Source organism: Cupriavidus sp. 21MJTG02-4 (assembly GCF_057798975.1).
The window spans coordinates 227840-248734 of the sequence record NZ_JBYOJP010000007.1; the positions used below are offsets into that span (position 1 = coordinate 227840).

13 protein-coding genes are annotated in these 20895 nt (G+C 67.8%); 8 read left to right on the plus strand and 5 right to left on the minus strand.

Features of this window, described 5'->3' with window-relative positions:
* Window positions 1-72 precede the first annotated feature (72 nt).
* Together AC3FKH_RS16655 and AC3FKH_RS16660 are read left to right on the plus strand one after the other, a co-directional pair.
* The gene (locus AC3FKH_RS16655) at window positions 73-1323 is read left to right on the plus strand and encodes a CaiB/BaiF CoA transferase family protein (RefSeq protein ID WP_488676966.1); all 1251 of its coding nucleotides are present in this window, start codon (window positions 73-75) and stop codon (window positions 1321-1323) included.
* A 121-nt stretch (window positions 1324-1444) separates the two neighbouring features.
* Entirely contained in the window at window positions 1445-2422 is a 978-nt protein-coding gene (locus AC3FKH_RS16660; RefSeq protein WP_488676967.1) for a Bug family tripartite tricarboxylate transporter substrate binding protein, read from the plus strand.
* Between the two features lie 95 nt (window positions 2423-2517).
* Here AC3FKH_RS16660 and AC3FKH_RS16665 read toward each other — a convergent pair whose 3' ends face one another.
* Window positions 2518-4257, minus strand: coding sequence for a sigma-54 interaction domain-containing protein (locus AC3FKH_RS16665; RefSeq protein ID WP_488676968.1), 1740 nt, complete (start codon window positions 4255-4257; stop codon window positions 2518-2520).
* Between the two features lie 175 nt (window positions 4258-4432).
* On the opposite strand from AC3FKH_RS16665, the gene AC3FKH_RS16670 reads away from it, so the two are divergent.
* From AC3FKH_RS16670 to AC3FKH_RS16690, 5 genes are all read left to right on the plus strand, one after another.
* Window positions 4433-5980 (plus strand): acyl-CoA carboxylase subunit beta, encoded by a 1548-nt coding sequence (locus tag AC3FKH_RS16670; RefSeq protein ID WP_488676969.1) that lies wholly within the window; start codon window positions 4433-4435, stop codon window positions 5978-5980.
* Window positions 5981-6047: 67 nt separating this feature from the next.
* Window positions 6048-9362 (plus strand): acetyl-CoA carboxylase family protein, encoded by a 3315-nt coding sequence (locus AC3FKH_RS16675; RefSeq protein ID WP_488676970.1) that lies wholly within the window; start codon window positions 6048-6050, stop codon window positions 9360-9362.
* A gap of 52 nt (window positions 9363-9414) precedes the next feature.
* Window positions 9415-11877 carry a CaiB/BaiF CoA-transferase family protein gene (locus AC3FKH_RS16680; RefSeq protein ID WP_488676971.1) on the plus strand — a complete coding sequence of 821 codons (2463 nt, stop codon included), beginning with the start codon at window positions 9415-9417 and terminating at the stop codon, window positions 11875-11877.
* 45 nt (window positions 11878-11922) lie between these two features.
* On the plus strand, window positions 11923-12945 hold the full coding sequence (locus AC3FKH_RS16685) for a Bug family tripartite tricarboxylate transporter substrate binding protein (RefSeq protein WP_488676972.1): 1023 nt from the start codon (window positions 11923-11925) through the stop codon (window positions 12943-12945).
* A gap of 117 nt (window positions 12946-13062) precedes the next feature.
* On the plus strand, window positions 13063-13818 hold the full coding sequence (locus AC3FKH_RS16690; protein ID WP_488676973.1) for a TetR/AcrR family transcriptional regulator: 756 nt from the start codon (window positions 13063-13065) through the stop codon (window positions 13816-13818).
* Window positions 13819-13846: 28 nt separating this feature from the next.
* Here the strand turns inward: AC3FKH_RS16690 and AC3FKH_RS16695 are convergent, their stop codons facing one another.
* Window positions 13847-15178, minus strand: a complete 1332-nt coding sequence (locus AC3FKH_RS16695; protein WP_488676974.1) for a DUF1254 domain-containing protein — start codon at window positions 15176-15178, stop codon at window positions 13847-13849.
* Window positions 15179-15430: 252 nt separating this feature from the next.
* Between AC3FKH_RS16695 and AC3FKH_RS16700 the strand changes: the two genes are divergently transcribed.
* On the plus strand, window positions 15431-16411 hold the full coding sequence (locus AC3FKH_RS16700) for a Bug family tripartite tricarboxylate transporter substrate binding protein (RefSeq protein ID WP_488677057.1): 981 nt from the start codon (window positions 15431-15433) through the stop codon (window positions 16409-16411).
* A gap of 43 nt (window positions 16412-16454) precedes the next feature.
* On the opposite strand, the gene AC3FKH_RS16705 is transcribed toward AC3FKH_RS16700, so the two are convergent.
* The 3 genes from AC3FKH_RS16705 to AC3FKH_RS16715 are packed head-to-tail and all read right to left on the minus strand — an operon-like array spanning window position 16455 to window position 20888.
* On the minus strand, window positions 16455-17111 hold the full coding sequence (locus AC3FKH_RS16705; RefSeq protein WP_488676975.1) for a DUF2894 domain-containing protein: 657 nt from the start codon (window positions 17109-17111) through the stop codon (window positions 16455-16457).
* Complete coding sequence (locus tag AC3FKH_RS16710; RefSeq protein ID WP_488676976.1) at window positions 17104-17754, minus strand: OmpA family protein; 651 nt, start codon at window positions 17752-17754, stop codon at window positions 17104-17106. The genes AC3FKH_RS16705 and AC3FKH_RS16710 overlap by 8 nt, the downstream gene beginning before the upstream one ends.
* A complete protein-coding gene (locus AC3FKH_RS16715) occupies window positions 17751-20888 on the minus strand; it encodes a DUF802 domain-containing protein (RefSeq protein WP_488676977.1) in 3138 nt (1045 codons plus the stop codon). The genes AC3FKH_RS16710 and AC3FKH_RS16715 overlap by 4 nt, the downstream gene beginning before the upstream one ends.
* Window positions 20889-20895 lie beyond the last annotated feature (7 nt).

Here is a 20895-nt window from a genome sequence, read left to right on the forward strand (position 1 = left end):
GCCCTGCGCTGGCCACAGTAGTTCATTGCGACGCGGCCAACCTTGCCACGTCGCAGCCCATGGAGACGAGCAATGCAAACTACGACGGAACAATCCCAGGGCATCGACTTCCCGCTTGAAGGGGTCCGTGTGCTGGACCTGTCGCGCGTATTCGCGGGGCCGCTGTGCGGCCAGGTCCTGGCCGACTTCGGCGCCGAGGTAGTGAAGGTCGAACACCCGGGCCGCGGCGACGACACGCGCGACTGGGGCATGCGCATCGGCAAGACCGAGACCACGTACTACAACAGCATGAACCGCAACAAGCGGTCCGTCACGCTGGACCTGCAGAGCAAGGAAGGCGTGCAGATCGTCTACGACCTGTTGCCGCAGTTCGACGTGGTCATCCACAACTTCAAGACCGGCGGCGCCGAGAAGCTGGGCCTGGGCTATGAACAGCTCAAGGCCATCAAGCCCGAGCTGATCTACTGCGCGGTGTCCGGCTACAACACCAGCGGCCCCGAGGCCAAGCGCCCCGGCTACGACCTGGTGATCCAGGGCGAGGCCGGCCTGATGGCGCTCAACGGAGAAGCCGATACGCCTCCGCTGAAGTTCGGCGTGGCCGTGGTGGACCTGATGACCGGCATGTACGCCGCCCAGGCCGTGCTGGCGGCACTCTTCCGCCGCGAGCGCAAGGGCAAGGGCCAGCTCATCGAGATGGCGCTGTATGACTGTGGCCTGATGGTCACCGGCTACTACGGCCTGGACGCCATGCTGCTTGGGCGCGACCCGGCGCGCTACGGCAATGCCCATCCGTCCATCGTGCCGTACGGCATGTTCGAGTCCGCCGATGGTCCGCTGATCATCGCCGTAGGCAACAACAGCCAGTTCGACAAGTTCTGCCGCCAGGTCATCGATCGCCCGGACATCGTCGAGGACCCGCGCTATGCGACCAATGTCGAGCGAGCGAAGAACCGCGAGACGCTGACCCCGCTGATCACCGGCCTGATCCACAGCTTTGCGCGCGACCTCCTGCTCGAACGCATGACGGCCTGCGGCATCCCGTGCGGCAAGGTGGCCGGCCTGCACGAAGCCCTGACCAGCGAGCGGACCCGCCAGGGCGGCCTGCTGCGCGAAATGCCGCATCCGGTGGCGGGCAGCACGCATGTGTTCGCGCCGCCGTACCGCATCGACGGCCAGCGTTTGCCGATCCGCAGCGCGCCGCCCACGCTGGGCGAAGGCACGCGCGCCGTGCTGCAGAACCTGCTGCAACTGAGCGACGCGCAACTGCAGGACCTGCAGGCGCGCGGCGTGCTGACGCTGCCGGAAACGCCGGGCAATGCCTGATCATTCGGGCCACGCGGACGTCATGAGCGTCGGCGCGGCCAGGCCTGGCAAGGGGGCTCAATGGAGACCTTGCACTGACTCAAACTGGAAGAACAAAGTGCGCATTCAACATCTCACCCGTATGGTCCATTCCCGCCGCCGTGCCATCCTGGCACTGGCCGCAGCGCCGCTGCTGATCAGCAGCGCGTTCGCGCAGGCGTGGCCGGCCAAGCCGATCAAGCTCGTCGTGCCGTTCCCGCCGGGCGGCCCGACGGACACCGCGTCGCGCATCGTCGGCCTGAAGCTGGGCGAGGCGCTCAAGCAGCCCGTGATCGTGGAGAACCGCGCCGGCGCATCGGGTTCCATCGCGGCCGCGCAGGTGGCCAAGAGCGCTGCCGATGGCTACACGTTCATGATGCTGGCCACGCCGACGCTGCTGGCCCCGTACCTGTACAAGAAGGCCGGCTACGACACCACCAAGGACTTCACGCCGGTGGCCACGGTCTATGACCTGCCCATCGTGGTCGTGGTGAATCCCACGCTGCTGCCCAACGTGACCGACCTGTCGAAGCTGATCGCGCAGGCCAAGGCCCAGCCCGGCAAGCTCAACTACACCAGTTCGGGCGCCGGCAGCTTCGGTCACCTGAGCATGGAACTGCTCAAGCAGATGGGCGGCTTCGAAATGCAGCACGTGCCGTACAAGGGCGGCGTGCCTGCGATCAGCGACACCATTGGCGGCCAGGTCCCCATCATGTACGCCGACCTCGTCGCCGCGCTGCCGCACATCCAGGCGGGCAAGCTGCGCGCCATCGCCGTCGGTTCGCCGCAGCGCGTGGCCATGCTGCCGGATGTCAAGACGATCGCCGAGCAGGGCTTCAAGGGCTATGACGCGGTGTCGTGGGGCGGCCTGATGGCGCCTCCCGGAACGCCGAAGGATATCGTCGACCGTGTTTCGACCGAAGTCGGCAAGATCCTGGCGGACAAGGATGTCCAGGACAAGCTGCTGAAGGCTGGCGCCATCGCCAGCTATCAGAATCCGGCGCAGATGGGGCAGCGTATCCGCCAGGATTACGCCAAGTGGGGCAAGGTGATCCGCGAGAAGGGGATCGCGGTCGAGTAAGGGGTGTTGGGGGCGTCATTACCAACGCCCTTAAAATACCCGCATGTTTGCTCCCCTCTCCCACTGCGTGGGAGAGGGGAGCAACCCGTCAGCCTTCACCGCCCCGGCCCGCGCTCCAGAATCTTGTACAGATGCGAGCGCGAGATCCGCAGCTGCTCGGCCGCACGCTTCTTGTTGCCGCCATGTCGCGCAATCGCATCGACCACTGCCGCATAGGCAAGCTCACTCATTCCCCCAGTCGTCTCGCTCACCGGCAACGCGGCCGCTGAGGCAGGCACGCTGCCCGACTCAGACTCTTCATGCGGATACGCCCGCGCCAGCGGATGCACCGCCGCATCGCTCTCCACACCCACCAGCCCGCGCGCCGCTTCGCCGCGCGCAAAATCCACGACGCGCAGCGTGCGGCCGTCGCAGAACACCAGCGCTTCCTCGATGCGCTGGCGCAACTGCCGCACGTTGCCGGGCCAGGGCTGGCCCGCGAGATGCCGCGCCACATCGAGATCGATCTTCGGCAAAGGCACGCCGTTGCGCGCGCAGAACGCGCTGACGAAATGCTGCAGCAACGCGGGAATGTCCTCACGCCGCTGGCGTAATGCGGGAATGCGCAGCACCACGCCGCTGAGCCGATAGTAGAGATCGAGCCGGAATCGCCCCGCATCGATCAGCGCGGGCACATCGCGGTTGGTGGCCGAGATCAGCCGGAAATCCACCCGCTGCGCGCGGCGGCTGCCTAGCCGTTCGACCATATGGTCTTCCAGCACGCGCAGCAGCTTGACCTGCATCTCCATCGGGATGTCCGCGACCTCATCGAGGAAAACAGTCCCACCGGCCGCGAGTTCGAGCTTGCCGGCCTGTCCCTGGCGATGGCTTCCGGTGAAGGCGCCGGGCGCGTGGCCGAACAGTTCGGATTCGATCAGCGTGGCGGGCAGCGCCGCCAGGTTGAGGCTGACCAGCGGGCGTTCGCTCACCGGTTCGCGTCCCGCACCGTGGATGGCGTTTGCCACCAACTCCTTGCCCGTGCCGCTTTCGCCGAGGATCAGCACAGGCACGTCGAGCCGTGCCACGGTCTGGATCTCGCGGCGCAGGCGCTGCATCGGCGCGCTTTCGCCAATCAGGCCCAGCGCTGGCTGGGTGTCGCGCAGGCCATCCAGTTCGCGCTGATAGCGTGCGACCTGCGAGCGCAGTTCCGACAACTCGTCGTGCATGCGGACCATGGCCTCCGGACCCTTGAACAGGACCTGGCCGATGGCCCCGACCACCTCGCCGTCCTGCCGGATCGGAATGCGGTTGACCACGCGCGTGATGCCGTTCATCTGCTGCAGCTGCCCGATCTCCGCCTTGCCACTCGCCACCACCTGCGGCAGCCGCGAATTCGGGATGACGCTGGCGGCGGGGCGCCCGATGCCTTCACCGGCGTCCAGACCCAGGAACTTCTCGTGTACGGGACTGATGAAGCGCACGAGGCCGTCCCGGTCGGCCACGGTGATGGCCTGGTACGGGTCGGTCAGGAAGTGGTCGAGGATCGCGCTGGCGAAAGGCACCGTGCCAAGGAAGTCGAACAGCACCGCGTGCGTGTCCGCGCGGTGCAGCAGGATCAACTGGTGGGCACCGTCCTCCAGGCACAGGCCGATGTAGCGGTGTTCGCCGGCATCGACCGGAAACAGGCGGCGGCCATGAGCGCGGTCGGAAGCTTGGTCACAGGCGGCTTCGGCGGCATTGGCCGTGGCGGAGTCGGCACAGACCCCGACGGCGGCGATGCGTTTGCCATCTGATCGGCGAACCACGACGCCGAGCGGGGCGGCTGCACCGGTCGTTTGTGTTGCCGTTGAGGACACAGCAGGTCTCCATTGGTGTCCTGTATGCGGACACGCTCTGTCGTTATGGCGGACATCATAGACCGTGAGAAAAAAATCCTCAATGAAATCAAAGAGGATCCGAGTGTCTTCAACATGGCACGGCTTGTGCGGTATTGAATCCGACACATCATCCGACGACATCCGGAGACACGCCGTGACCTGGCAACCCGAAATCGACGAACTGGCCTACCGGCGGCGCCTTGCCGAGCGCATGGGCGGGGAAGACAAAGTGACGCGCCACCGCGAGGCCGGCAAGCTGACCGTGCGCGAGCGCATTGCGGGCATCGCCGATGCAGGATCCTTCCGCGAAGTCGGCGGCCTCAGCGGGAGCGGCCGCTATGACAGCAACGGCCGGTTGGTGGATCTGGTGCCTTCCAACCTGGTGATGGGCCGCGCGCAGGTCGGCGGACGGCCGGTCGTGCTGGTCGGCGACGACTTCACCGTGCGCGGCGGCGCCAATGACGGCGCGGTCGGCGACAAGCTGATCCACGCCGAGAAGATGGCGCACGACCTGCGCCTGCCGATGATCCGGCTGGTGGACGGCACCGGTGGCGGCGGCTCGGTGCGCAATATCGAGATCAAGGGCCATACGCTGATCCCCACCATGAAGGTGTGGCAGCACGTGGTGGAAAACATGTCCGTAGTGCCGGTGGTGTCGCTGGCGCTTGGATCGGTTGCGGGCATGGGCGCGGCGCGCGTCGCAGCGAGCCATTATTCGGTGATGGTCAGGGAGACCTCGCAGGTCTTCACGGAAGGCCCGCCCGTGGTGGCGCGCATCGGCCAGCAACTCACCAAGAGCGAACTGGGTGGCAGCCATATCCACACGCGCAACGGCGTGGTGGACGACGAAGTCGCCACCGAGCAGGAGGCCTTCGCACAAGCGCGCCGCTTCCTGTCCTACCTGCCCGCATCGGTGCACGAACTGCCGCCCCGCACCCCACCCACCGATGATCCCGCGCGCCGCGACGAGTGGCTGCTTGCCGCCATTCCGCGCGATGGCCGCGCCGTCTACAAGATCCGCCCCATCGTGCAGGCACTGGTGGACGACGGCTCCTTTTTCGAGACCGGCCGGCAGTGGGGCTGCGCCATCGTGACCGGTCTGGCGCGGCTGGACGGCTGGCCCGTGGCCGTGATCGCCAGCGACCCGTACTTCCACGGCGGTGGCTGGGACAGCGCCAGCGCCGAGAAATTCACGCGCTTCGTCGATCTGGCGCAGACCTTCCACCTTCCCGTGGTCAACCTGGTCGATACCGCCGGCTTCCAGATCGGCCTGGAAGCGGAGCAGGCCGGGACCATGCGCCATGGCGTGCGCGCGCTGGCCGCGGTGTACCAGGCGACCGTGCCGTGGTGCTCGGTGATTTTGCGCAGGGCGTATGGCATGTCGGCCGCCGCGCACCAGCATATGGGGCGCTTCAACTGCCGCTACGCCTGGCCTTCGGCCAACTGGGGCGCGATGCCGATCGAAGGCGGCCTTGAAGTCGCCTACAAGGCCGAGATCGAAGGCGCCGACGACCCGGTGCAGAAGCGCGCCGAGATCGAGCAGCGCGTGCGCAGCCTGACCTCGCCATTCCGCAGCGCGGAGGCCTTCGTCATCGAGGACATCATCGACCCGCGCGAGACCCGCACGCTGCTGTGCGAGTTCGCCAACCTGGCAGCGCCGCTGCGCGAAGCCGGCATCAGCCGGTTCGGCATCCGGCCCTGAACGAGATCCACACACACCGTTGGACTGGCCACGGAAGCCAGGCCGCAATCTGCACGAGGAGACTGAATTGAAAAAGCTGTTGATCGCCAACCGGGGCGAGATTGCACTGCGCGTCCTGCGCGCCGCACGTGACCTGGAGATCGCCACCGTCGCGGTGTATTCGCAGGACGATGCCAGCGCGCGGCACCGCATGCTGGCCGACGAGGCGATTGCCCTCGACGGCTCGGGGCCGGCCGCGTACATCGACATTGCGGGCATCATCGCCGCGGCGAAGGCTTCCGGTAGCGACGCGATCCATCCGGGCTACGGCTTCCTCAGCGAGCGCGCGGATTTCGCGCAGGCATGCATCGACGCTGGCATCACCTTTGTCGGGCCGACCATCGAGCAGCTTGCCCTGTTCGGCGACAAGGGCCGGGCACTCGAACTGGCGATGGACAGCGACGTCCCGGTCATGCCGGCAACGCGCGGCAGTGCATCGCTCGACGAGATCACCAGCTTCTTTGACGCGCAGGGCGACGCCGGCGTGGTCATCAAGGCGGTCGGCGGCGGCGGTGGCCGCGGCATGCGCGTGGTGCGGCGGCGCGAGGACCTGGCCGAAGCCTATGCACGCTGCCGGTCCGAGGCGGCCTCCGCGTTCGGTATCGATGCGCTCTATGCCGAGCGGCTGGTCAGCCGCGCGCGCCACATCGAAGTGCAGATTGCCGGCGACGGTGCCCATGTCATTGCGCTGGGCGAGCGCGACTGTACCTTGCAGCGCCGCTTCCAGAAGCTCGTGGAAATCGCGCCAAGCCCTGTCCTCCGGCCGCAGTTGCGCGAGGCCATCATCAAGGCCGCGCTGCGGCTCGCGCGCCGCGTGAACTACCGCAGCCTTGGCACCTTCGAGTTCCTGGTCGAGGAAACCGCAGCGGGCGAGCAGAAGGACTTTGTCTTCATCGAGGCCAATCCGCGCCTGCAAGTCGAGCACACGATCACCGAGCAGGTCACTGGCGTGGATCTCGTCGCGCTGCAGATCGGGCTGGCTGCGGGGCGCACGCTCGGCGAGCTTGGCCTCGACGCCGCTGCGCCACCTCAGCCGAAGGGCTATGCAATCCAGGTCCGCGTCAATGCGGAAATCACCGATGCACAGGGCCTGGCGCGGCCAGCGTATGGCCGGCTGGAACGCTTCGACCCGCCTTCCGGTCCCGACGTGCGCGTCGATTCGCATGGCTACACGGGCTACGAACCGTCGCCCAACTTCGATACCCTGCTGGCCAAGCTGATCGTGACCAGTGCGGCCCCGAAGTTCGATGCCGCAGTACGACGCCTGCAGCGCAGCCTCGCAGAGTTCCGGATCGTCGGCGTGCCGACCAATATCGACTTGCTACGCGCACTGGTGCAGCGCGATGATTTCCTTGCGCAAGACGTGCATACGCGGCACTTCGAAGCGATCTTGCCGGAACTGGCGGCATCGGCCGCGGCCATCGCGGACGCCGGGCGTGCGCAGGAGGCGATGCTTGGCGGCGCAGCGCGCCCATCGTCGCACACGCCCCGCGCATCGGAGCCCGAGGAAGAACTGGAAGATGGGCTGGTCGCGATCCGCGCGCCGTTGACCGGCCGCGTGGTGGAGATCTCCGTCGCAATCGATGAGATCGTCAAGCCCGGCCAGACCGTGGCGGTGCTCGATGCCATGAAGATGGAGCACGCGATTGCGGCCGAGTGCGGCGGGCGCGTGGTCGACCTGCGGCTGGAGAAAGGCGCGCTGGCGTCGGAAGCCCAGATCCTGATCGTGCTGGAGCAGGTCGAAGCCGATGGCGTATCGGTTGTAGCGGCTCAGAAGGTCGATCCGCTCGCGATCCGCGCGGACCTGCAGCGCGTGCTGGACCGGCATGCCATCCTCGAAGACGCGGCGCGGCCCGACGCTGTCGCCCGGCGCCGCTCGCGCGGCCAGCGCACCGCCCGCGAGAACGTGGCCGACCTGTGCGATGCGGATTCCTTCGTGGAATACGGCGCGCTGGCACTCGCGGCGCAATCGTCGCGCCGCACCAGAGAGGACCTGATCGCCAACACGCCCGCTGACGGCCTGATCACCGGCATTGGCAACATCAACGGAAGCCTCGTCGGCACGGACCGCGCGCGCAGCGCGGTGATGGCCTACGACGCGACAGTGCTCGCCGGCACGCAGGGCAAGCGCAATCACATCAAGACCGACCGCATTGTCGAGGTCGCGCTGCGCGATGAACTGCCGCTCGTGCTGTTTGCCGAAGGCGGTGGCGGCCGGCCCGGCGACGTGGATTTTCCCTCGGTGTCCGGCCTCTACCAGCCGTCGTTCGCCGCGTTCGCGGAGTTGAGCGGCGAGGTGCCGGTGGTCGGCATCGTGTCGGGACGGTGCTTCGCGGGCAATGCCGCATTCCTCGGCTGCTGCGATGTCATCATCGCCGACAAGTCCGCGAACATCGGCATGGCCGGGCCAGCGATGATCGAAGGCGGCGGTCTCGGCATCTTCCGTCCCGAAGAGGTAGGCCCCGCGCCCGTGCAGTTTGCCAATGGCGTGATCGACGTGCTGGTCGAGAACGAGGCCGAAGCCGTGCAGGTCGCCAGGCATTACCTGTCGATGTTCCAGGGACGCGTCGAACACTGGAGCGCGCCGGACCCGCTGGCGTTGCGCCATGTCGTGCCCGAGAACCGCCTGCGCGTGTACGACACCCGCAAGGCCATCGAAGGCATTGCCGACGCGGGCAGCGTGCTGATGCTGCGCGGCGGCTTTGGCGCCGGCATCCACACGGCGCTGGCGCGCGTGGAAGGGCGGCCCGTGGGCATCATGGCCAACAACCCCTATCACCTTGGCGGCGCCATCGATGCCGATGCGGCCGACAAGGCGTCGCGCTTCATGCAGCTGTGCGACGCGCACGGGCTGCCGATCGTCTCGCTGATCGACACGCCGGGATTCATGGTCGGCCCCGAGTGCGAGGCGCGTGCGCAGGTGCGCCATGTATCGCGCATGTTCCTGACGGCGGCCAAGCTGCGCGTCGCGCTGCTGGCGGTGACCTTGCGCAAGGGCTATGGCCTGGGCGCGATGGCCATGGCCGGCGGCGGCTTCCGCTCGGCGAACTTCACCGTGTCGTGGCCCACTGGCGAGTTTGGCCCGATGGGTCTGGAAGGCGCGGTCCGCCTCGGCTTCAAGAAGGAGCTGGAAGCGGTGCCCGACGGCCCCGAGCGCAAGGCGCTGTTCGAGCAACTGGTCGCGCAGTCGTATGAACGCGGCCACGCGATCAACACGGCCGCGGCGGTGGAGATCGATGCCGTGATCGACCCGGCCCAGACGCGCAAGTGGATCGCGCAGGGCATTGCGTCGGCCGAGGTGCGCAGCCGCCGCGAACGCCGCGGGTTCGTCGACGCGTGGTAAGCGCGATGGCTGCGGCATCACGGTATCCGTCCATCACAGCCAGGGAGTTTCCATGATCATGAAAGGACCTGACCCGGCGCAGCTCGCGCTGGGCGGGCTGCGCGTACTCGAAATCGGCACCGGTGCGGCGCTGGCGTACGCGGGCAAGCTGTTCTCCGACTTCGGCGCCGAAGTCATCAAGGTCGAAAGCCCGGCGGGCGACGCGTGGCGGCAGATGCCGCCGCTGGTCAGCGTGCCCGGCGCCGCCCAGCCGGAAAGCGCGCTGTTTGCATGGCTGAACACGAACAAGCGCAGCGTCACCGCCAATGCGGCAGACGCCGATGACAACGCATGGCTGGCACAGCTTGCGCGCACTTGCGACGTGGTGCTCGACGCGCGCGCCCTGGATGCAGGGCCGGGCATCGTTGCCACGCCGGTCTGGTCAGGCGCGGCCGGCGGCCATGAGCCGATCGAAGTCGTCCTCACCTGGTTCGGGGAGAGCGGCCCCTACAGCGGCTACGCGGGCGCGGAAGCCGTGTGCCGGGGCCTTGCCGGTGCGGTGCACGGCAGTGGTCCGTCAGACGGTCCGCCCCATATGCCGCATGACGTGCAGACCGCGATCGTGGCAGGCCTGGGCGCGTTCTCGGCGGCAGTCGCCGGTCTTGTCGGCAGCGCGCAGGGCAGCCGCCGATACGTGCTCAGTGAACACGAATGCGCCTTCAGCGTGGTCGAGATGGAGGCCGGCATGGTGCCCGACAAGCGCCACCCGTTGCGTCGCCTTGGCGTCAACCGCTTCTGCGGCACCCATCCGGCCGGCATCTTCGAGACCGCGCAGGGCTGGATCGGCATCTTCACGCACACGCTGCCGCAGTGGAAGGCGCTGTGCGACGCGATCGGGCGCCCCGAACTGGGCAGCGATCCGCGCTTCGCGAACGGCCAGGAACGCATGGCGCGCGCGGACGAGATCGACGATCTGCTGATTCCGGCATTCCGGACGCGCACGGCAAGGGAATGGTTCGAGATCCTCGGGGACAAGAAGCATCCGGCGGTCATCGTGCCGACGATGGACGAGTTGCTGCGCCAGGACGTGCATCGTCAGCGCCATGCGTTCGTGCCGGTCGAAGCCGCGGGCGTTACGTTTGAAGGCCCAGTCGTGCCGCTGCGTCTCGATGAAGCGGGCCCATTGCATGGGGGTCCGGTGGCAACGAAGGGCGCTCACGATGGCTTCTATCGGGCAGCCGGACTGGATCACCAACCGTACCGCACACTCGGGAGAACGTCGTCTTCGGAACTACCGCTGAAGGGCTTGCGCGTGATCGACCTGACGATGGGCTGGGCGGGTCCGCTGGCGTCGCGGACGCTGGCCGATTTCGGCGCGGAGATCATCAAGGTCGAGAGCACCGGCTATCCCGACTGGTGGCGCGGCGCCAACTTCACCGAGGAGTTCTATCGCGAACGGCTGTACGAGAAGAACACCAACTTCAACCTGATGAACCGCAACAAGCTCGGCATCACGCTGGACCTGACGCGGCCCGAGGGCAAGCAGTTGCTGCTCGACCTGGTGGCGGGCGCCGACGCCGCCATCGAAAACTACTCGGCCGAAGTCCTGCCGAAGCTCGGCCTGGACTATGAGGCGCTGCGTGCCGTCAACGAGCGCCTGGTCATGGTGTCGATGCCGGCCTTCGGGCTTGGCAACGCGTGGAGCAACACGCGCGCGTATGGCGGCACGCTGGAACAGGCCAGCGGGCTGCCGCTGCACACCGGGCACCCAGATGGACCGCCGGCCATGACGTCCTACGCCTACGGCGATCCGATCGGCGGACTGAACGCCGGCGCCGCGATGCTGCTCGCGCTGTTCGCGCAGCAGTCGACCGGCAAGGGCCGGCATCTCAACCTGTCGCAGGTCGAGGCCATGTTGCCGATGGCCGCACCGTTCATCATCGAGCAATCGGTCAGCGGCGCGGTCTCGCCGCGCCAGGGCAACCGCCATCCGTTGAACGTGCCGCACGGCTGCTTCCGCTGCGCGGGCGACGATGCGTGGATCGTCCTGACCGTCACAGATGCGGAATGGCGCGGCCTGTGCCGCGCCATCGGCAGGGACGATCTGGGTGCGGATGCGCAGCTTGCCCACGCAACCGGGCGCCGTGCGCAGCAGGACAGGATCGACGCAGCCATCGCGGCGTGGAGCGCGGGCCGCGATCCGGAGGACGCCATGCGCGTGCTGCAGCAGGGCGGGGTTGCCGCAGGCGTGGTTCGCCCCATGTCGCAGGTGCTGCAGGACGCTCACCTTCGCGCACGGGGCTTCTGGCATGCCCTGGAGCGTGCCCACAGCGGCACGTACACCGCCAGCACACCGTGGTTCCGCACCGGCCACGACGCCATGCCGGTCCGCAGCGTGTCGCCGACGCTGGGGCAGCACACCGAAGAGGTGCTCGCCCGCGTGCTGGGGTTCGGCGCGGCGCGGATCGCGGAACTCGAACGCATGGGCATCACGGGCAAGACGGCGCAGCCGAAGCCATCAGGCAAGGCCGCGTAGGTCGGCAAGGCATTCAGGAACACCCAGCAAGAACAGGAGACAAGCATGCAGGAACACAATTTTTCCACGCGCTGCCGCCGGGCATCAGGCCGCTTCAGAATGGCCGCTGCGGCGCTGGTCGCGTTGACTTGCACGATCGCAGGCCCGTCCGCTGCACAGAGTGCGAACTGGCCGAACAAGCCCATCCGGATGATCGTGCCGTTCCCCGCCGGATCGTTCACCGACACGGTGGCGCGCGTGCTGTCCGAGCACCTGAGCAAGTCGCTCGGCCAGCCGGTGATCGTCGACAACAAAGCCGGCGCGAACGGGCTGATCGGCGTGGCCGAGGCTGCCCGCGCGGCGCCGGATGGCTACACGCTGCTGGTCACCAATTCCAGCAGCATCACCATCAACCACCAGGTCTACAAGAAGAGCAACTACAAGCCGAAGGACTTCACGCCGGTCACGCTGGTGCTGGAAGCGCCGTTCATCCTCGTCACGAATCCGGAGTGGTCGAAGAAGAACGCAGTCGGCACGGTGCCGGAGCTGGTGAAGTTCGCCACGCAGAATCCGGGCAAGATCAGCTACGGCTCGGCGGGCCCCGGCAACATCGCGCACCTGAGCTTTGCGATGCTGAACAACCGCACGAAGATCAAGACCACGCATATCCCGTACAAGTCCGCGGCGCAGGCGGAGATGGCCGTCATGAGCGGCGAACTGGAGACGGCGTTCGACACCTGGAGCGCGCTGCCGCAGATCAAGGTCGGCAAGCTCAAGCCGCTCGCCGTCAGTTCGTCCACGCGCATGACGCAACTGCCGGATGTGCCGACGCTGGAGGAGCTTGGCATTGCGCCGTTCAACGTGACGTTCTGGATCGGCATGCTGGCGCCGGCCGGCACGCCGCCGCAGATTGTCCAGAAGCTCAATACCATCACGCACGGCCTGCTTGAAGACGGCAAGGCAAAGACGGCGCTGGGGCAGCAAGGCGAGGTGGTAATGCTCGACCCGGCAACGTTCGCGAAGCGCATCGAGAAAGAGGATGCGAGCTGGGGGACCGTGATCCAGCGCGAGGGGATTACGCTGGAGTGACCCCCGCACGGCAGTCAAGGCAGCGGCTCAAGGGCCGCTGCTGTCATATTGCCAAAGCGATTGCCTGAACTCTATCCAACTCCGATAATCATTCACCTCCCATCCAGATTCCCAGGCATGAGCCGCATCCGCACCCTGAGTTCCCTCGTCGCCGAGGCCGGCCTGCCGGCTCGCAGCAAAGCCAAGGCCGCGCTGGCGGAGGCTGCGCAACCGGCCGGCCCGCAGCAAAGCGAGACCGCGATGCGCATGCTGGAAATCGCGGAGCGGTTGTTTGCCGAACACGGCATCGAACAGGTGCCCCTGCGGCAGATCGTGGTCGAATCCGGCCAGCGCAACCGCTCGGCATTGCACTACCATTTCGGCTCGCGTGAAGCACTGGTTGCCCATCTGCTCAATATGCGGCTGGCCCATATCAACGTGCTGCGCAACGCCTATCTGGACGAGGTCGAGGCCGACGGCAAAGCGGGCGATGTCCGCGCGATCGTGTATGCGTCGATCAGCGCGCTGGCCGATACGGTCGTCAAGACGACGTGGGGAGGAAGCTACCTGCAGGTTGCCGCGCAGACCATGTTCAGCCCGACGCTGTTCAGCGCGGACCTGCTCGACAAGAACGCGCTGACCGGCCTGGTCCGCACGCGGAAAATGATCATGGCAGCATTGCCTGATGTGCCGGCGAAGGTGATGGACTACCGCCTGATGTGGTTCAACCACGGCACGGTCTTCTCGCTGGCGGACTGGTACCAGCGCACGCGCGGCGAACACCGCGCGCCGCCGGTCGACGAACTGGCCGACTATTGCACCGCGGGGCTCACCGGGCCCGTGACACGGACTTCCGGCGGCACCCGCCGCGGCGGCAAGGCGCGCACGGACTGAGCGGCGGCGGCGACCGCCGCCACGGTCTTTATGACACGCCGCTGACGCGCCGGATCGGCGGATAGGCGAAGGTCTTGTCCAGGTGCGACTGGCGCGGTACGTACAGCCGCAGCGTGACATAGAACGGCTCGGCGGGCGCCGGCAGCCAGTTGCCCCGCAGCGCCAGCGCATCCGGCGCGCGCTCGCCCAGGAACAGGCGCAGGCTCCCATCCGCTTCATGACGCAAGTCCGGCGAGCGGTCCCCCAGCGAATACCGGCACAGCGCGTTCTCCACCAGCATGCAGTCGGACTTGCGGTAAAGCGTGAGGGACCAGAACGCGTCCACCTGCGGCAGTCCGCTGGCAGGAAAAACCAGCTCGTAGTCGCAGCGGCCATCCAGTGGCTGCCCTTCGCCATCGCAATCCGCGATCAGGTACATCGCTTCGTCCATGCCCAGCGCGCCGATGTAGTTGCGCGCGACCAGCGCACGTTCCACGTAGCGTTCGCCGAATGTCGACAGCAACTCGACCGGCAGCGACCAGCCGCCGCCGAGGTCAGACGGAATCGGCGCACCCAGTTCGGCCTCGAGTTCGGATAAGGCAGCGGCCATTGCGCTGCGCTGTGCCTCATCGAGTTCCATCGCGTCGCAGTCTGCGCCGATGCCGACGGCTGCAAAGCGGGCCACGTGGTCCGCCTGGCTGGCCGGCGGCGGGTTGTCGCGCAGCATCCGGTTGACCACGGCGGCAAAGCGCAGCGGGTCGCCCACGCGCTCGCCGGGCTGCATGCCCACGTCGAACGCGCGCGCGGCCGGCGTGCCGTCGGGGCGCGTCAGGCTGACGGCATCCTGCAAATGATGCACGGCTGGCAGGTCCGCTTCGCCATCGACCAGCCAGCGGCCGATCATCCAGACCGCGTCGGTCGGGCACGCAAGCGGCTGCATGCCGGGCGGGATCTCGCCTTGCCAGCGCGGCCCGTGGAGCAGATAGCGGCCCGCGCCGGTGCCGGTGGTCCGGCTGCCGACCGCATCGAACGGGTTGGTGTAGGCGTCGAGCAGGCCGAGCACGTAATAGCGCCCGGCCGTGTCCGGCACGCTGAGGCAGACCGGTCCTTCGGACAGGTCGAGCCAGGCGTTGGTATAGAGCGTGTCGTTGTTCGGCGTGACCACCTGACGGTGCTGCGGCCCAAGCAGCACGCGCGTGTGGAAAAACTGGTTGACCCAGCGCAGCGGGGTGTCGGGGGTATCGCCGGCAAAGGCGCCGTCGGGGCCGCGGCGCGGGCACGTGGCGGCGCGCATGCGTGCCATCTCGTAAAGCGGATAGGTGTACACGACGGCATCGCGCAGCAGCGCGGCGCGATCGGAAGAGGGATGCGGGGCGTTCATGGCGATCAGGCTCTCAGGCGAATTAATCTATCGTATTAAACGGTTGCGGACAGCTTAGGCGTCGGGCGCTGATGCGGGCATTGGGGTTTCCACCATCCCGCTCCGCGCAATCGCTCTGCTACATTTTCCCTCAGTGATTAATGCATCGTATTAAAAAAAGGAGCGGCCCGGCACTGTCGGCGCTGCCCTGCCAGTGGAGACAGCATGACGATTCACAGCGCAGTCAGCGCCGTCCGGCGCCGTACCTTGTCGATGTCCATGCGCACGCTGGGGGCGGCGGCCCTGGCGCTGACGCTGCTACCGTGCGCGGGGCAGGCGATCGAAGCCGCCTATCCCGCCAAGCCGATCCGCATGGTGGTGCCGTATCCGCCCGGCGGGTTGACCGATACGCTCGCGCGCACGGTGGCCGACGGCTTGTCGCGCCGGCTGGGCCAGCCCGTGGTGGTCGAGAACCGAGCGGGGGCAGGCGGCGGCATCGGCACCGATTACGTGGCCAAGTCGGCACCGGACGGCTACACCTTGCTGATGACGATTCCGGGGCCCATCACGGCCAATATCGTGCTCTACAAGCGGCTGCCCTATGACCCGCGCACCGACTTGCGGCCGATTTCCGACGTGGCCGTCGCGCGCACGGTGATGGCGGTGAACGCATCGGTGCCGGTGAAGACGGTGGCCGAACTGATTGCCTATGCTAAGGCGCACCCGGGCAAGCTGGTGATGGGTTCCTGGGGGCCGGGCACCCAACCGCATACGATCCAGGCGTATCTCGGCAAGACTTACGGGATCGACGTGCTGCATGTGCCGTACCGGGGCGAGGGACCCATGATCACGGACCTGCTCGGCGGCCAGGTGAACCTGACGGTGGGCTCGGTCACTTCGCTGAAGCAGCACATTGCCGATGGCCGGCTGCGGGCGCTGGCGGTAGTAGGCACCAGCCGTGCGCGCGCGCTGCCGGACGTGCCGACTTTTGCCGAGGCCGGCTACAAGGACAGTGCGTTCGCGCTGGTCGGCCCCGTGACCCTGATGGCGCCTGCGAAAACACCCGATGCGCTGATCGAGCGACTGGGCCGCGAGGTCAGCGCGCTGGTCAGGAGCGCCGCGGTGAGCAAGAAGATCGACGAGATGGGGGCGGAGCCGCTGGGCAACTTGCCCGGGGAAGCGGTGAGCGCCTACAAGGCATATTTGCCGGTGGTTCTGAAGCTGACGGCGGACACGGGAGTGTCGCTGGAGTGATTCGCGTGCCGGCGCACAGCATGCGCCGGCGATTGCCCGCCCCTTATTTGCGCGCCCTGGCGCGCACGGCTTTCTTCACCACGCCGGCGCGCGGCGCTTCCTTGACCGCCACGGCGGCGCCGCCGCCATGCATCTGTTCCAGCCACGTCAGCGCATCGACATAAGACAGGAACTGCTCGAAATATGCGGGCGACATCTCGCGCATCAGCGTCAGCGAGCGATGCACGAGATGGCTGGAATTGAGCGGCCCCGCATGCTCGGGCACCCGCTCCAGCGATTGCTGCAACTGTTGGCTCGCACTCACGCGCGTCCAGGTATCCCGGAAGTAATCGATCAGCTTCGGCTCGGCGCGCAATGCGTCGCGCGGAGCGCTGCGCGGCGCTGCGCCAGGAGCTGGGGCAGCATCTGGCAGCGTGGCCTGGCTCGCGATGTAGTCGACTACCTCCGCCAGCGCGCCGCGCGTGGGCAGGCGTGGTCGAGGTGCATCGCCGGCGTCCCGGGATGCCGCGCGTTCCACGGCCTCCCCGTATGCGCTGACCAGTTCGGACAGCCGGCCCTCGAGCAGGCCGCGCGCATCGCCACTGTGGCCAGCCGCGCGCCGTGCCATCGCTTCGATCAGGCGAAAGCGGACCGGATCGACGCGGTCGGCGCCGCGCTCGCGCCAGGCGGCCAGCGTGTCGAGCACGGCGTCGCTAGCCATGCGGCTTCCCTGTGCCCATGGACACGCGCGGAACGGGGGCGATCTCCACGCGCCGGTTGCGGGCGCGGCCGGCCTCGTCGGCGTTCGACGTTACCGGCTGCTCGGCGCCGAACGCGGCCGAGAACACGGACGCGGCCGGGATGCCGGCATCGATCAGCGCGCGCGTCACCGTCAAGGCGCGCTGGGCGGACAGTTCCCAGTTGTCGGCAAACCGGCGGTTGCGTTCGCGCACCTGCTGGTCGTCGGTGAAGCCGCTCACCATCAGGATCTCGTCGCGCGAGCGCAGGTAGGCCGACAGCGGCCCCGCCAGGCTCTTCAGCACGTCACGGCCCTGCGGCTGGAGCTGGTCCGAGTTGAGCGCGAACAGCACGCTGCCATTGATGCCGATGCGGCCGTTCACCAGCGTCACGCGTCCGGCGGCCAGCGGTGCCGCCAGCGCCTTTTCCAGGCTTTCGCGGCGCTGCATTTCTTCCTGGCGCTGCTTCGCTTCCTTCTCCAGCCTGGACGTGAGCTCCATTTGCGCGCCGATGACGCCCAGCAGGATCAGCACGAATGCCCCCAGCACCACCGACATCAGGTCGCCAAAGACGGCCCAGGCCGGTACGGACGGCTCGACGCCTGCGTCGATGTCGTCGTCTCTCATGCCGCCTCGGTGTTGGATGCCTGTTGCCCGGCAAGCTGCTGCAGGTCGTCAAGCACCTGCTTCTGCGACCGCATGCTGAGGTCGACGACCTCGCGCGCCTGCGCCACGTAGTAGGCCAGCTGCTCGTCGCTGCGCGCCATGGATTTGTCGAGCGCGGTCTCGATGCGCTCCAGGTGCGCCATCAGCTTGTCGTTGGACTCGCTGAACATCTGCACGGCCACGCCCAGCGCCTCGCCAAGGCTGGCCACTTCGACGGCGCTGCCCGTGACCTGCGCAGCCACGGTGGCGAGCTTGCCGGTTTCCGATTCGACCTGGTCGTGGAAGCGCGTGCCGACACGGTCGAGCAGGTCGGCCGTGGTGGCAACGAGGCTGTCGACGGCCACGCGCTGCTCGGTGGAAGCATGGTTGACCGCATCGAGCAGCGTGCCAAGCGTTTCGAGCAGACGGCCGCGCTCTTCGAGCATCGTGTTGTCGCGCGCCATGCTGTCGGCGAGCTTCTGGCGCAGTTCGGCGATGACCTCGGCCGCGGCCTTGGGCGCTTCGGTGGCGGCCTGCACCAGGCGCGAGACCTCGGCGATGGTGTGGCTGGCCTGTGCCTGCGTCTGGGCCGAGATGTCGCGCGTGGTCTGGGCCAGCGTGTTGCAGAGTTCCTGCTGGCGGTTGGTCGTGTGCGTCGTGGTCTGCTCCCATTCCTGTCGCAGCGACGCGGCCATGCTGCCGAGCGTCTCGGTCCAGGCGGTCATGCGCTGCTCGTCGCGCGCGGCCATTTCGGCCTGCAAGGCCACGGCGGCCTTCGGGGCCTGCTCGGCGGCCTGCACGAGGCGGTCGATTTCGGCGATGGTGGTGCTGGCGTGCGTGCGCGCTTCGGCCGAAATATCGCGTGCCGTCTGGGCCAGTGCGTCGGTGATGGCCTGTTGGCGGCCAGCGGATTGCGCGCTCTCCTGTTCGATCTGGGCGCGCAGCGTTGCGGCCATGCCGGCTAGTGCCTCGGTCCATGCGGCAAGGCGCTGCTGGTCGCGCGAAGCCAGTTCTTCCTGGAGCGCGACGGCAGCCTTCGGGGCCAACTCGGCGGCCTGCACGAGGCGGTCGATTTCAGCGATGGTGCTGCTGGCGTGCGTGCGCGCCTCGGCGGACATAGCGCGTGCGGTTTGCGCCAGCGTTTCGGTGATCTGTTGCTGATGGCTGGCGGCGTTCGCGCTGGCCTGCTCCATCTGCGCGCGCAGCGTCGAGGCCATGCCAGCCAGTGCCGCGGTCCATGCGGCCAGGCGCTGCTGGTCGCGAGACGCCAGTTCTTCCTGCAGCGCGACGGCAGCCTTCGGGGCCAACTCGGCGGCCTGCACGAGGCGGTCGATCTCTGCGATGGTACTGCTGGCGTGCGTGCGCGCCTCGGCGGACATGGCGCGCGCGGTCTGCGCCAGCGTTTCGGTGATCTGCTGCTGGTGGCCGGCGGCGTTGGCGCTGGCCTGCTCCATCTGCGTGCGCAGCGTCGCAGCCATGCCGGCCAGTGCCTCGGTCCATGCGGCCAGGCGCTGCTGATCGCGAGCGGCCAGTTCTTCCTGCAGGGCAACGGCAGCCTTGGGGGCCTGCTCGGCGGCTTGCACCAGGCGCTCGATCTCGGCGACGGTGTTGCTGGCATGCGCGCGGACTTCCGCCGACATGTCGCGCGTGGTCTGCGCCAGTGCGTCGGCGATTTCCTGATGGCGGCTCGCGGTGTGCGCGCTAGCCTGTTCCATTTCGCTGCGCAGGTTGGTGGCGATGGCGCTGAGCGTTTGCGCCCAGGCCTGCAGCCGCTGTGCATCCTGTGCCGACAGTTCCTGCTTCAGTTCGGCATGCGAGCCGGCCAGGGCCTGCACCATCGAGGCCGCGTGCTGCTCGAACGTTGCCGCCGCGCTGGCGATGGCTTGCTGGCTGTCGCTGGCCATCTTCTCGCCGATGCGCGCTTGCTGCGCCAGCGCATCATTCCAGGTTCCGGCGGCGCTGGCCGCCGTGGCGTCCAGGCGGGCGGCCACGTTTTCCAGCAGGGCCGCGGAGCGTTGATCGAAGGTCTGCGTGAAGCCTTCGAGCGTGGCGCGCAGGTCGCCGGCCTGTGCTTCGCAGGTGCGCTGATGCCCCGCCAGCGCCTGCTTCCACAAATCCGCGACGGTCGCCGTGCTGTCCTCGAAGCGGCTCGACAGGCCATCGAGCTGTTGCTTCACGGCGTCCGTGACCGTGGTGTGCAGGGCCGCCGTTTCGCGTGCGATGCCCGCCATGGTGAATTCGACGGCAGGCTGGATGGCCGCGCTGGCGGTGCGTGCGCTGTCGGCGATGCTCTGCGTCAGCGATTGCTGCACGGCATCGGCCAGCCGGCCGTAGGCGGCGTCGGTGCGGTCATGGAAAGCGGCCTGGCTGGTGGCCAGCCGTTCGGACATGGCCTGGTGCTGCTGCGCCATGGTGGTCATCATGGCCTGCAGCCGGTCGACCAGCGTGGGCATCACGTCCGCCTGCCGCTGCAGCAGCCGGAATGCCTCTTCGCGCTGATGGGTGCGCGAAAACGGGCGCAGCGTGGTCGCGATGCGGGCGTCGAGCGCCTGCGCGGCCTCGATGCGCTCGCGCCGGCACAACGTGGAAAGCAGCCCCAGCATCGCCGAGGTGGCGACCCCGGCCACGGACGTGCCGAACGCAAAGCCCAGTCCCTTGACCGGCGCGGCGAGCGAGGCGCGGATGGCATCGAGGTCCGAAGCGCCTTCCAGCGCGATGCCGGTGCCGCGCAGCGTCGCCACCATGCCCAGGAACGTGCCGAACATGCCCAGCAGGACCAGCAGGCCCACCAGATACGGCGTCAGGGCCGGGCCGGGCAGGGCGGCGCGCTCGCCTTCGACGCGCAGGCGCACGGCATTGCGCAGCCCCGGCGGCAGCAGATCGACCCATGCGCCAAGGCTGGCGGGGGCTTCGGACAGTCCCGCAACGGCCTGGGCCAGCGTGCCCGTGGCCTGGTGGTAGCGCTTCAGTTCGAACGCACCGGCCAGGTAGAAGCCGCCGATCAGCAGCGTAACGGCCAGCGCCAGCACGTTGGTGCCCGCGTAGCCGGCGCCAATCCAGCCCACGACGGCCAGGCCTGCCAGGAAAACGACGATTTGGGTAAGGGTTCTGGTCATAGTGGTT